The sequence below is a fragment of the Micromonospora tarensis genome (genome assembly GCF_016803395.1).
Lineage (GTDB): Bacteria > Actinomycetota > Actinomycetes > Mycobacteriales > Micromonosporaceae > Micromonospora > Micromonospora tarensis.
This window is the reverse complement of record NZ_JAEVHL010000194.1, coordinates 1-12,527: the sequence shown is the minus strand read 5'-3', so window position 1 is coordinate 12,527 and position 12,527 is coordinate 1. Positions and strand designations below refer to the sequence as shown.

Here is a 12,527-nt window from a genome sequence, read left to right as displayed (position 1 = left end):
CCCCCGCCCCCCGCCCCCGCCTGCCGCCGCCGCCGCGATCCAGGAAGTAGTGGCGTCGTGCGGGAAGGAGGCCACTGCTTCCATGTTCCAGCGCGATCTTGGAGCGTGTGACGCGCGTTGCCGGCGGGGTGGGGCGGGGCCGGAGATGGCACCGGCGCCCACGCCGGGAGGGCGGGGCGCCGGTGACCGGTAGCGGTCGGCTCAGCCGAAGCGGCCGGTGATGTAGTCCTCGGTCTTCTTCACGCTCGGGTTGCTGAAGATCTTCTGGGTGTTGTCGTACTCGATCAGCCGGCCGGGGTCGCCGGTCTTCTCGATGGAGAAGAAGGCGGTCCGGTCCGAGACCCGCGCGGCCTGCTGCATGTTGTGCGTCACGATGATGATCGTGAACTTGTCCTTGAGCTGGAACATCAGATCCTCGATCGCCAGCGTGGAGATCGGGTCCAGGGCCGAGCACGGCTCGTCCATCAGGACGACCTGCGGCTCGACCGCGATGGTCCGGGCGATGCAGAGCCGCTGCTGCTGACCACCGGAGAGGCCCGCACCGGGCTTGCCCAGCCGGTCCTTGACCTCGCCCCACAGGTTTGCCGAGCGCAGCGCCTTCTCGGCCGCCTCCTCCAGGATCGACTTCTTGCGGACCCCGTTGAGCTTCAGCCCGGCCACCACGTTCTCGAAGATGCTCATGGTGGGGAACGGGTTCGGCCGCTGGAAGACCATGCCGATCGTCCGGCGGACCGCTGTGACGTCCACGTCCCGGTGGTAGATGTCCTGGTCGTCGATGGTCAGGCTGCCCTCGACGCGGGCCCCTGGCAGCACCTCGTGCATCCGGTTGATCGACCGCAGGAACGTCGACTTACCGCAGCCGGACGGCCCGATGAGGGCGGTCACCGTCTTCGGCTCGACAGTCAGGTTGATGTTCTCGATCGCCTTGAAGCCGCCGTAGTACGCGGTGACGTTCGAGGCGGAGACGCGCTTGGCCATGGTGGTACCTCCGGGGTTCATCGGCTGAGCCTGTTGCGACGGGCCAGCAACTTCGCCGCGATCGTCAGGATGAGCACGAGGGCGACCAGGGTGAGTGCCGCGGTCCACGCCCGGTCCGGCGCGTACTTAGACGCGCTGCCGGCCTGCTGGTAGACGTAGAGCGAGAGGGACGACTGGTTGTTCTCGAAGGGGTTGAAGTTGATCGCGGCGCCACCGCCGGCGATCAGCAGCACCGGGGCGGTCTCGCCGGCCGCGCGGGCGATGGAGAGCATGACGCCGGTGACGATGCCCGGGAGCGCGGTGGGGAGCACCACCCGCAGGATGGTCTTCCACTTGGGCACGCCGAGGGCGTAGGCGCCCTCACGCAGTGGTGCCGGGACGAGGCGCAGCATCTCCTCGGTGGAGCGGACGATTGTCGGCAGCATCAGGACGGCGAGGGCCAGCGCGGCGGCGAAGCCGGAGAAGCTCGGCCGGCCGTCGTTGAACCACGGCGACACGATCAGCACCCAGAACGCCAGCACGAACAGGCCGCTGACGATCGACGGGATACCGGTCATCACGTCGACGAAGAACCGGATCGCGAAGGCGAACTTGCCCCGGCCGTACTCGACGATGTAGATGGCGCAGAGCAGACCGAGCGGCACGGTGATCAGGACGGCGATGCCGACCTGCTCCAGGGTGCCGATGATGGCGTGGTAGGCGCCGCCGTTCGGGTCCCGGGCGCCGATGTTGTTCATCGAGGTGAGGAAGAAGTCGGCGTCCAGCCGCTGCGCACCCTTGCTGACCAGCGTCCACACCACCGACACGAGCGGCAACACGGCCAGCACGAACGCGGAGTGGATCAGCGCGCTCCAGGTGCGGTTGCGGGCCGCCCGCCGCCCCTCGACGGCGTTCGCCGCCGCGAAGAGGCCGACCAGGTAGAGCAACGCGCCCAACACGATGACGAGGACCGGCCCGCCGATGCCCGCGCCGTAGACGATGGCGGCGGCGAGCGCCAGCGCGGCCACGGCGATGGCCGGCGCGGCGTACGCCGGCAGCCGCCGGGCCCGCAGCGTCTCCGGCTGGGCCGGCGGCCGGGTGCGGTGTGAGGTGAGGGTGCTCATGCGGCGGACTCCGTGAACTCCCGGCGCCGGTAGATGATCGCCCGCGCGATGATGTTGACGATCAGCGTGATCGCGAAGAGCACCAGGCCGGACGCGATCAGGGCGCCACGACCGGTGTCGTTCGCCTCGGCGAAGCGGTTGGCGATGTTGGCGGCGATGGTGTTGCCGCCGGACTCGAGCAGGTTGAACGAGATGCTGTAGGTGGCGCCCAGGGTCAGCGCGAGCGCGATGGTCTCGCCGAGCGCCCGACCCAGTCCGAGCATCACCGCGGCGATGATGCCGGGCCGCCCGTAGGGCAGGACCGCGGTGCGCAGCATCTCCCACCGGGTCGCGCCCAGCGCGAGGGCGGCCTCCTCGTTCGCGGTGGGCGTCTGGAGGAACACCTCGCGGGTGAGCGAGGTGATGATCGGCAGCACCATGATCGCGAGGACCAGGGAACCGAGCAGGATCGAGTTTCCGTACGGGCCGTCGCCGCCGAAGATCGGGATCCAGCCGAAGTACTTGTTCAGCCAGCCGGAGAAGTCGGTGACCGGGCCGATGAGGTAGTCGCGGCCCCAGAGGCCGAACACCACGCTGGGTACGGCGGCCAGCAGGTCGATCAGGAAGCCGAGTGCGTTGCCGAGCCGCCGGGGCGCGTAGTGGGACAGGTAGAGCGCGATGCCCATCGCCACCGGGACCGCCATGACCAGTGCCAGCACGGCGGTGAGCACGGTGCCGAAGGCGAGCGCGCCGATGCCGAACGTGGGCGGGTTGTCGTTCGGGAACCAGCCCTCGAAGGTCCAGAAGCTGGCGGTGTTGGCCCGTAGGGCCGGAATCGCCTTGGCGATCAGGAAGATCGCGATGGCGACGATGATGACCAGAACCGTCGTGCCGGCGGCCAGGGTGAGGCCGTGGAAGGCCCGCTCGGCGCCGAAAGCGCGGGCCCGGGGCAGCGCGCCACCGCCGCCCAGCCCGGAACCGTCAGGGGAACGGGTGCTGACTGGTGCCTCGGCCACACGCGCCGAGGCACCGGCGGGCCACTCGTGACTCTGGGTCACGCGCGTCCCGCCGGTGCCGGCGTCGGCCGAGCGGTGAGGGGTTTCACCCATCTGCTCGCTCGATTCGGTTGCGGAGGTGGTGGGTTCGGGTCAGGAGAGGTTCTTGACCGCGGTCTCGACCTTGGTGCGGACCGTCTCCGGCAGCGGCGCGTAGCCCAGCTCGGTGAGGGCGGCCTGGCCCTCGGCGCTGGCGGCGTGGCCGAGCAGGCCCTTGACCAGCTTCAGCTTGTCGGCCGCGAGGCCCTTGCTGCAGACGATCTCGTACGTCGCCAGGACGATCGGGTAGGCCCCGGCCTCCTTGGTGTTGTAGTCGATCGACATCTTGAGGTCGTCGCCCTGGCCCTCGATCTTGGCTCCGGCGATGGTCTTACCGGCCGACTCGGCGGTCAGCGCGGCGAACTCGCCAGCGCCGTTGCCGACCTTGGCCGTCTTCAGGCTGGCGTTCTCGGCGTACGACCACTCGACGTAGCCGATGGTGCCGTCGGTGCTCTTGATCTTGCTGGCCACACCGTCCGACTTGGCGGCGCCCACGCCACCCGGGGCCTTCCAGGCCTTCGCGTTGCCCAGGGTCCAGTCCGCCTCGGCGGTCTTGGAGAGGAACTTGGTGAAGTTGTCGGTGGTGCCCGACTCGTCCGAGCGGTGCACGGCCTGGATGGCGGTCGACGGCAGCGTGACGCCCGGGTTGTCGGCCTTGATCGCGGCGTCGTCCCACTTGGTCACCTTGCCGGCGAAGATCTTCGCCAGCGTGGCCGGCTTGACCTGGAGGTTGTCCACGCCGTTGAGGTTGTAGGCGATGGCCACCGGGCCGATCACCATCGGCAGGTTGATGGCGGCGCCACCGGCGCACTTGGCGTCGGCCTTCGGCTGCTCATCCGCCTTGAGCGCGGAGTCGGAGCCGGCGAAGTCGGCGGTGCCGTTGATGAACGCCGTGATGCCGGCGCCGGAGCCGGACGGCTCGTAGTTGATAGTGGTGCCCTGGCACTTCTGCTGGTACGCCTTGATCCACTCGTCCATGGCGTTCTTCTGGGCCGACGAGCCCTGGGCGTTCACCGTGCCGGTGGCGCAGTCGACCGCGGCGGCCGAGCCCGAAGCGCTGGTGCTGGGCTCGTTGTTGTCCGAGCCGCATGCACTGAGACCGAGCGTCGCAGTAAGAGCGAGGCAGGCAAGAGTGCCGTACCGCTGGAGCTTCACCTGAGGGGTTTCCCTTCGCGTCTGACTTGGCACCCCGAACCCGGGGCCCGAGGACCGGCACTGACCGGCTGACACGAAAGTTAGAAGTGCCAGGTAGCCGGTTCGCCGGTCGCAAATGAACGCGAGGTGAACACGTACGACCGCCAAGGTGACCGATTGCTGAGGGTGAGTTGTCCGTTAAGTGAACCCGGGCACACCTGTCGGAAGTATGCGTACATTTCCGGTTCGCCGTTATCCCGCCGACGCCCGGCCGTTACCGCCCGGTGACCCCGGTCGTTCCGTCGGCCAGGGGTCAGCCCAGGTGGTAGTTGATGTGCGCGGACCAGCGGGCGAACCCAAGCCGCTCGTAGAGCGCCACCGCCCCGGTGTTCGACTCGTCCACGTAGAGCATCACCCGGTCCAGGCCACGCCTGTCCCGCAGGTACGCCAGGCCGGCGGTGGTCAACGCCCGGCCGAGCCCGCCACCGTGCGCGGTCGGCTCCACTCCCAGCACGTAGACCTCACCGATCCGGGCCGACCCCGGCCGCTCGTGCACCTTGGTCCAGTGGAAGCCCAGCAGCCGACCGGTCGCGGTCTCCTCGGCGAGCAGGAAACCGTCCGGGTCGAACCACGGCTCAGCGAGCCGGATCCGCAGGTCGTCAGCGGTCCAGCGGCCCTGCTCCGGGTGCTCGGCGAAGGCCCGCGAGTTGAGTTCCAGCCAAGCCTCGTCGTCCGCCCCGGGCCGGAACGCGCGCAGCGCCACCCCGTCGGGCAGGCGCGGTTCGCCCAGTGGACCGGCCAGGGGGCGGCGTAGCTGCCAGAGCACCCGCGCCCGGGTGAACCCGAGGTCGACGCCGAGCGCCGCGGCCGAGGGGTGGTCGCCGTGCGCCCACGCCCGCAGTGGCCCGGTGGCCGAGGCGAGCACGCCCCGGGCCAACGCGCGACCGGTGCCGCGCCGCCGGTAGGCGGGGTGGACCACCAGCTCGACCCCGATCCCGCCGACCGGGTCGGTGGTGTCCAGATGCGCGTACCCGGTCAGGGTGCCGTCGTCGGTGCGGGCGATCAGGTGCAGGGCCGGGGCCTCCGGGTCCCGGAGTCGGAGCAGGACGTGCTCGTCGAGCGGGTTGGCCCCGTCGGTGTCCCCCGCGACGCTGGCGAGGGCCAGCACGTCGGCGATCTCCGCCGGCGTCAGTCGGTCGCTCCGGGTCACCTGATCGCTGGTCGGCTCCGCGCTGCTCATCCCGTCACCGTATCTGTTGCGCCGGCGGCCCTACCGGGGTCGCCGGTAAAGGTCGGCGCGGATCGAGTGAGGGATGGCGTGGGCCGAGGAACGGTGGCGCGGGTCGAATGGGGTCGCTGGCAGGGCCGACAACCTCCTGGTTGCGTCCTTTGGAGCTGAATCGCTTGCGACATCACCCAGCCTGCCGTCGGGCCGGGAGCGGGACGGACTCCGTCTCGGCCGGGGTTGAGTCGTCTGCGACATCACCTCCAAAGGCGTCGCGCCAAGGATCCTGGTGCCGGCCACCCGCCACCGGCCTGGCCGCGAAGCGGGTCCGCGAACGGCAGAGGTCTCAGGTCGGGTCGGTGGGCAGCGCCTCCAGCTCGAACCGTGCGGTCAGCTCTGGCAGGATGCGGCGCAGCGCGTCCACCGTGCCCTGTCGGTCCCCGCCGGCGTCGTGCAGCAGCACCACCGAGCCCGGTTCGGCCTGGGTCAACACGGTCGCGGCGATCTTGCTGGCGCCGGGCAGGTCCCAGTCCGACGGGTCCACCGACCAGTGCAGCGGGGTCATGCCGAGTTGCCGCGCCACCGACACCACCGGGTACGTCCAGGCACCGCCGGGCTGCCGGTACCAGACGATCGGTGCGTCCGGCACCGCCGCGCGGATCGCCGCGTTGGTGCGCAGCAGGTCGGAACGGATCGCGTCGGCCGACCGGGCGCCCAGGCCGACGTCGTGATGCCAGGAGTGGTTACACAGCGTGTGCCCGTCGTTCACGATCGACCGGATCAGGTCGGGGTGGTCCTGCGCGTTCTCACCGACCACGCAGAACGTGGCCCGTACGTCGAACTCGCGCAGCAGGGCGAGGACCTGCGGGGTGTACCGCGGGTCCGGCCCGTCGTCGAAGGTCAGCGCGAGCCGTGGGGTGCCGGTGGTGGCGTGCGCGCCGAACAGTTGGTCACCGCCGGCGTCACGCCCGGTCCCGTCCTGACCGGTCTCGTTCGGGCTGGCGCTGCCGCTGGCTCGCGGAGCTCCACCGGGCTTACCCACGCTCGGTTGGTCGGCGTAGTGCGGCCCGTCGGCGTTCGTGGTGACGCCGGTGGTGTGGCGCGGGCTCTGATCGGGGATGAGGCTGCGACCCAGCAGGTACGCGGAGCCGAGCAGCCCCGCCACCACAAGCGTCACGATGCCTGCCGCCCGCGCGGTCGAACCGCCCCGTGTCACGGCTTCCGCCCGGCTGGGCGGTCAGGCCGGCCCGCCGCCCCCGTGGTCAGTGCGCGCACCGTCGCCCCTTTCTCCGACAAACCTGGCAGTCAGAATAGGACTGCCAAGCAGCGCAAAAGGGGCATATGGGAAATCGCCTGGAGTGGGCTCCCAGATCAGACGGGCAGGGGCGCGTGCTCAGCCTCCGGCAACGACCGCGACGGCGGGACGACGAACTTGTAGCCGACCTGGCGAACCGTGCCGATCATCGACTCGTACTCCGAGCCGAGCTTGGCGCGCAGTCGCCGGACGTGCACGTCGACCGTGCGGGTGCCGCCGAAGTAGTCGTAGCCCCAGACCTCGCGCAGGAGCTGGTCCCGGGTGAAGACCCGCCCCGGGTGCTGGGCCAGGAACTTCAGCAGCTCGAACTCCTTGTAGGTGAGGTCGAGCGGACGCCCCTTGAGCTTGGCCGCGTAGGTGTCCGGATCGATGGTCAGCTCGCCGGCCCGGATCGAGCCACCCGCGCCAGCCGTCGCACTGCTCAGCCGGCCCACCGCCAACCGCAGCCGCGCCTCCACCTCGGCGGGGCCGGCCGAGGCGAGAATGACGTCGTCGACACCCCAGTCGGCGTTCAGGGCGATCAGGCCGGCCTCGGTCACCACCGCGACCAGCGGCACCCCGAGCCCGGTGGCGTGCAACATCCGGCAGGTCGCCCGGGCCTCGCTCAACTCCGACCGGGCGTCCACCAGCACCGCGTCCGGGCTGGGGCCGGCCACCAGGGTGCGTACATCCCGCGGTGCGGTGCGGACCGAGTGCGGCAGCAGGTCGAGTGCCGGCAGCACCGCCGACGGTTCCCCTGCGCGCGCGGTCACCAGCAACAGGATCTCCACGATCACCTCCGTCCCGGCGGCGCGCGGGCCGCACGCGACCAGTCACACCCACTGCGGAGTGCGCTGCGAACAGCGTGGTCCCGGCGTCGCTGACGGGCGGGTAACGGGTTGAGCGTAACTGATCGCCTGGGCCGCGCCGTCAGGCCATTTCCTGTTTGTCTACCTTGCCCCTGATCGTGGCGTGGATTTTAACGTCGCTGAAACCCGTGACCACCGCGTCGGGCGGCGGGTCTGGCACGATCGGGGCGTGTTTCCCTCCACCTCGCCCGAGGCCGGCCGCGAATCGTGGCCGGCCGGGCCCCACCCGGGCCCGGCCGCCGCACCGACCCGCGGCCAGCCGCCCGCGCCGCCTACCGGTCCGGCCACCACCGATGGCGATCGCCGCGACCGAAACGGGCCGCGCCGTGCTCGCCGTGCCGGCGAGCCGGCCCGCCGGTCCGAGGACGAAATCGACGAGGTGGAAGAGGAGGTCATCCCCCCGGTCGAGGTACGCCGTCAGTTGGCGTTGACCATCGCCGGCTTCGCCGCGCTGCTCGGTGTCGGCCTGGTGCTCGGCGCGCAGACGTCGGGCCCCGGCCACCGGCTGCCGTTCGCCTTCATCATCTTCGGCGTCCAGTTGCTGTTCGTGCTCGCCTGGACGATGGCCATGCGCCCGCCCGCGCTGCTGGTGGTCGCCGGGATCAGCGCGGTGGTCGCGGCCCTCGCCGACGTCACAGCGGTGCAGACCGACGTCGCCGGCCTGGCGCCCCTGGGCTACCTGGCCGTCGGCGGTTTCCTCGCGGCGGTGCTCGGCCAACTGGTCCGCCGGGTCGACCGGGTCCGGGTCACCGACTCCCTCGGCGCCACGCTGCTCATCGTGGTCGGGGTGGTGGCCTTCGGCACCCTGATCGTGCTCAGCCGGATCCCGGCCGGCACCCAGGCGATCACCGTCTGCCTGACCGCCAGCGGCGTCGCGCTGACCGTCGCCCGGCTCACCGACGCCGTGCTGCCCTGGCCCCGGCTGGCTCCCCAGGTGCCCCGGGGCGCGGCCGGCGTGGTGGCCGGCGCGATGGTCGGCACGCTCACCAGCGCGCTCCTCGGTAGCTACCTGGTGGCTCCCTTCACGCCGACCCGGGCCGCGGTGATCGGCCTGGTCGCGGCGGTCACCGCCGTCCTGTCCGACCTCGCCGTGGGGTACGCCGAGGCCGGCCGGTTGATGGCCGGTGAACCGCCCACCATGTGGGTGGCCCGGCACATGCAGGGTCCGCTCGGCGGCTTCGCCCTGGCGGCGCCAGCCGCGTACGCCATGTGCATGCTCTTCCTCTGAGCCACGGTTGAGCCCGGAGCCGGTCGGGTACCTACGGGTGCGCCGCCCTGCGGCACCGGTACGGACGACCCGTCGCGGGCGCGGCGGGCGGAGACAGGAGGCGGCGTGGCGCACGACTATCCGGCGGACGAGGCGCGACCTCGACGGCGCGGCCGCAAGCTGCTCATCGGGCTGGTCGTCCTGCTCCTGCTGCTGGCCGGGCTGCTGGTGGTCGCCGACCGGGTGGCGGTCGGGGTGGCCGAGCGGACCATCGCCGACCGGGTCAGTCAGGAGATCGCCAAACAGGGTGCCCAGTCCGCCAGGCCCAATGTGGAGGTGGCCGGCACCCCGTTCCTCACCCAGGTGCTCGACGGCCAATACCAGCGGATCACCATCAAGCTGCGGGACGTGCGGGCCTCGGTCGAGGGTGACGCCGTGCGGCTGCCGGTGCTGGACGTGACCGCGCGCGACGTGCGGGCATCGCTGGACACCCTGCGCACCGGTCAGGGGGACATCGTCGCGGACACCGTCAACGGTGCCGGCACGATCAGCTACGACAGTCTCGCCGCCCTGCTGAACCGCCCCGGGCTCACCCTGGGCGAGCAGAACGGCAAGCTCGCCGTCACCGCGCCCGTCGACATCCTCGGTCAGAAACTGACGGTCGCCGGCACCGCCGACATCACCGTCGCCGACAACGGCGCGGTCGCGCTGCGCTTCACCGACCTGGACGCCGCCGGTCTGCCGAACCTGCCGCTGGCCCGCGCCATGTTGAACAACTACGCCAAGGGCATCTCCGTCGCCGTACCCCTGCCCGACCTGCCGTTCCAACTGACGGTCCGGGAGGTCCGACCACTGCCGGAGGGTCTGGCGGTCACCGCCGACGCGAGGAACGTGCCGATCAACAAGGTCGGCTGACTCCGCGATCAGTGCTGCCTCCGGTGGTCTGGGCGATCCCGGATGGTGGTCGGCTGAGTGGCAGCACGGTCACTGGCTGGTAAGCTCCCTGGCCATGGGGACCCACCTCACCAAACGGCGCGCGGTCGACCTGTGCCGCGTGGCCACCTGCCTGTGTCGCCCCGTCATCTGACGGCGGGGCTGTCTCCGGCCGCCTGACGGCGGTCACCGGCACAGGGTTCCTCAGAACCTCCGGTCAACCCACCGAACGCCCGGCAGCGGCGCCGTCGCACGAACCCGTGATCCCGTCCTTCCGCTGGGTCCCGCGCGTGGTGCGACAGAGACATCCATCGATACGCGCGCGTTGGCTCACCATCCATCCTCACCAGGGAGTGATTCGATGAGTCGCGACACCGCACTCGTTTCGGCCGAGTGGGCCGAGAAGAACCTCGACGCCCCGGGCGTCGTCTTCGTCGAGGTCGACGAAGACACCTCGGCCTACGACACCGGCCACATCGCCGGCGCCATCAAGATCGACTGGAAGACCGACCTGCAGGACCAGGTCCGCCGCGACTTCGTCAACAAGACCCAGTTCGAGGCGCTGCTCTCCGACCGGGGCATCAGCAACGACGACACCGTCATCCTGTACGGCGGCAACAACAACTGGTTCGCCGCGTACGCCTACTGGTACTTCAAGCTCTACGGCCACCGCGACGTCAAGCTGCTCGACGGCGGTCGCAAGAAGTGGGAACTGGACGCCCGGCCGCTGGTCACCGCCCAGGTGTCCCGCCCGGCCACGCAGTACGTCGCGCAGGAGCCGGACACCTCCATCCGGGCCTTCCGGGACGAGGTCGTCGCCGCGATCGGCACCAAGAACCTGGTCGACGTGCGCAGCCCCGACGAGTTCGCCGGTCGCCTGCTCGCCCCCGCCCACCTGCCGCAGGAGCAGGCGCAGCGGGCCGGCCACATCCCCACCGCGATCAGCGTCCCGTGGTCCAAGGCGGCCAACGAGGACGGCACCTTCCGCTCCGACGACGAGCTGCGCAGGATCTACGGCGACGCGGGGCTGGACGACGGCAAGGAGACCATCGCCTACTGCCGGATCGGCGAGCGCTCCTCGCACACCTGGTTCGTGCTCCAGGAGCTGCTGGGTCACCGCAACGTCAAGAACTACGACGGCTCCTGGACCGAGTACGGCTCGCTGGTCGGCGTGCCGGTCGCGCTCGGCGACGAACCCGGGGAGGCCTGATCATGACTCTCCCCACCGCCGCGGGTTGCGCCGCACCCGACCAGGCCGCGCCGCTGCCGGCCGGCCTGGACCTGGAGAAGGAAACCGTCATCACCGGCATCGTCCGTTCCGCCGAAGCCGAGCCGGTGCCGGGCGCGTACGTCCGGCTGCTCGACTCGACGGGTGAGTTCACCGCCGAGGTGGTGACCTCGGCCGCTGGCCAGTTCCGGTTCTTCGCCGCGCCGGGGTCCTGGACGCTGCGGGCGTTGTCCCGGCACGGTAACGGCGACACCGCCGTCACCGCCGGTCGAGGCGTCAACGAGGTTGCCGTCGTCGTCTCCTGACCCACGCTCTGATCGACCGGGCCGGTCGCCCCCTGCGGGTGGCCGGCCCGGTCGTGTGCCCATCGCAGCACGGGTGGCCCCGGCTCTCCGGGACGCCGCTGTCGGGGGCGCGGGCGGGCCCCGAAGCTCATCGGCGTGCGTCACTATCTATGGGTGGAACTCACGGATAAAGGCGGCGTGTCCGACGAAGAGGTTCCGATCGTCGTCTGTGTGAGCGCCGACAGCTCGATGCGGGAGCGGGTGCTACGTCAGCTCGGCGGTCTCGGGTCGGTGCTCAGCTGCGCCGATCTGAGCGAGCTGCGGGAGTTGCTGTCGTCGCGGGCCGAGCTGATGCCGGGCGATCCGGTGCGCACCGCGCCAGTGACACCGCAGGGCCCGGTCAGCTGGGGTGAGCTCGTCGTCGACCAGTCCGGAGGCCAGGTCACCTGGCGTGGCGACCCGCTCCCGCTCACCCCCGTCGAGCGGAAGTTGCTCGCCCTGCTCATCGGTCCGCCGCTGGTGGTGTGGGGTCACGAACAACTCTTCGCCGCCATCTGGAGCGGCCCGTACCGGGGCAGCCCCATCGTGCACTCCGCCGTCCGGCAGCTCCGGCACAAGCTGCGTGATCTTCCGGGCGGGCCGAGGGTGCACACCGTCCACGGGGTCGGCTACCGGCTCGACCCACCGCCCCGGTCGACCTGACCACCGGCCAGCGCCCCGGCCCAGCGACCACCGACCTGCCATCGCCGGGCGGTCTCGACGGCCTCCGGCGCCGGGGCGGCGGCGGACCCGTGACACCATGGCCGGGTGAGCGGTGCTGTCCAGACGGGTTGGGCCTCCTCGGCCGGTCCCGCCGCGCCGGCCCCCGCCCGGTCGCGGCGGCGTTGGCTGCTGGCCGCGACCGTGGCCTGGGCCGTGGTGTTGGCCGTGCTCACCTGGACGTCGGTCCGCGACGACCCGCCGACCGTGCGCGAACAACGGTCCCTCGACCAGGCCGGCCCGGTGGTCGACCGGGCGGTCGGCGAACTGGCCCGCGCGGCCGGCGCGGCCGGGCTGCTGGAGCTGGGCCCGGCGCGGATCACGTCCGGCTGCCGGGTCACGTCAGCAGGTCGGCGATCGTCGCGATCGCACTCGGGACCAGGCTGTAGTACGCCCAGACACCGCGCTTCTCCCGCTGCAGCAAGCCAGCCTCGGTGAGG

Annotated in this window: 14 protein-coding genes and 1 pseudogene; 6 read left to right on the top strand and 9 right to left on the bottom strand. The window is 71.1% G+C overall.

Going from position 1 to position 12,527, the window contains the following annotated elements; genetic code table 11:
* Nucleotides 1-201: 201 nt before the first annotated feature.
* From pstB to JM949_RS26990, 7 genes are all read right to left on the bottom strand, one after another.
* Nucleotides 202-978, bottom strand: a complete 777-nt coding sequence (gene pstB / locus JM949_RS27020) for a phosphate ABC transporter ATP-binding protein PstB (RefSeq protein ID WP_203151060.1) — start codon at nt 976-978, stop codon at nt 202-204.
* A gap of 17 nt (nt 979-995) precedes the next feature.
* Complete coding sequence (pstA, locus tag JM949_RS27015; protein ID WP_203151058.1) at nt 996-2,081, bottom strand: phosphate ABC transporter permease PstA; 1,086 nt, start codon at nt 2,079-2,081, stop codon at nt 996-998.
* Nucleotides 2,078-3,169, bottom strand: coding sequence for a phosphate ABC transporter permease subunit PstC (gene pstC, locus JM949_RS27010; RefSeq protein WP_203151057.1), 1,092 nt, complete (start codon nt 3,167-3,169; stop codon nt 2,078-2,080). Before pstC ends, pstA begins: the two co-directional genes overlap by 4 nt.
* Nucleotides 3,170-3,208: 39 nt before the next feature.
* A complete protein-coding gene (gene pstS / locus JM949_RS27005; RefSeq protein ID WP_203151056.1) occupies nt 3,209-4,309 on the bottom strand; it encodes a phosphate ABC transporter substrate-binding protein PstS in 1,101 nt (366 codons plus the stop codon).
* 292 nt (nt 4,310-4,601) lie between these two features.
* On the bottom strand, nt 4,602-5,528 hold the full coding sequence (mshD, locus tag JM949_RS27000) for a mycothiol synthase (protein WP_203151055.1): 927 nt from the start codon (nt 5,526-5,528) through the stop codon (nt 4,602-4,604).
* Nucleotides 5,529-5,859: 331 nt separating this feature from the next.
* Nucleotides 5,860-6,729: a polysaccharide deacetylase family protein gene (locus JM949_RS26995; protein WP_203151054.1), complete on the bottom strand. Its 870-nt coding sequence runs from the start codon at nt 6,727-6,729 to the stop codon at nt 5,860-5,862.
* A gap of 155 nt (nt 6,730-6,884) precedes the next feature.
* Complete coding sequence (locus JM949_RS26990; protein ID WP_203151053.1) at nt 6,885-7,604, bottom strand: winged helix-turn-helix transcriptional regulator; 720 nt, start codon at nt 7,602-7,604, stop codon at nt 6,885-6,887.
* A gap of 241 nt (nt 7,605-7,845) precedes the next feature.
* Between JM949_RS26990 and JM949_RS26985 the strand changes: the two genes are divergently transcribed.
* From JM949_RS26985 to JM949_RS26965, 6 genes are all read left to right on the top strand, one after another.
* Complete coding sequence (locus JM949_RS26985) at nt 7,846-8,904, top strand: hypothetical protein (protein ID WP_203151052.1); 1,059 nt, start codon at nt 7,846-7,848, stop codon at nt 8,902-8,904.
* 105 nt (nt 8,905-9,009) lie between these two features.
* Nucleotides 9,010-9,798: an LmeA family phospholipid-binding protein gene (locus JM949_RS26980; RefSeq protein WP_203151051.1), complete on the top strand. Its 789-nt coding sequence runs from the start codon at nt 9,010-9,012 to the stop codon at nt 9,796-9,798.
* Between the two features lie 94 nt (nt 9,799-9,892).
* The gene (locus JM949_RS39490; RefSeq protein WP_310503780.1) at nt 9,893-9,970 is read left to right on the top strand and encodes an Ms5788A family Cys-rich leader peptide; all 78 of its coding nucleotides are present in this window, start codon (nt 9,893-9,895) and stop codon (nt 9,968-9,970) included.
* A 207-nt stretch (nt 9,971-10,177) separates the two neighbouring features.
* A complete protein-coding gene (locus JM949_RS26975; protein ID WP_203151050.1) occupies nt 10,178-11,026 on the top strand; it encodes a sulfurtransferase in 849 nt (282 codons plus the stop codon).
* A gap of 2 nt (nt 11,027-11,028) precedes the next feature.
* Nucleotides 11,029-11,349, top strand: coding sequence for a DUF1416 domain-containing protein (locus JM949_RS26970; RefSeq protein WP_203151049.1), 321 nt, complete (start codon nt 11,029-11,031; stop codon nt 11,347-11,349).
* Between the two features lie 177 nt (nt 11,350-11,526).
* Entirely contained in the window at nt 11,527-12,030 is a 504-nt protein-coding gene (locus JM949_RS26965) for a winged helix-turn-helix domain-containing protein (protein ID WP_309232345.1), read from the top strand.
* Here JM949_RS26965 and JM949_RS39960 read toward each other — a convergent pair.
* Together JM949_RS39960 and JM949_RS26955 are read right to left on the bottom strand one after the other, a co-directional pair.
* The gene (locus JM949_RS39960) at nt 11,997-12,428 is read right to left on the bottom strand and encodes a hypothetical protein (protein WP_203151048.1); all 432 of its coding nucleotides are present in this window, start codon (nt 12,426-12,428) and stop codon (nt 11,997-11,999) included. The genes JM949_RS26965 and JM949_RS39960 overlap by 34 nt on opposite strands.
* Nucleotides 12,425-12,527: pseudogene (locus JM949_RS26955) on the bottom strand (transcriptional regulator); the annotation flags it as partial. The gene JM949_RS39960 and the pseudogene JM949_RS26955, both read right to left, overlap by 4 nt.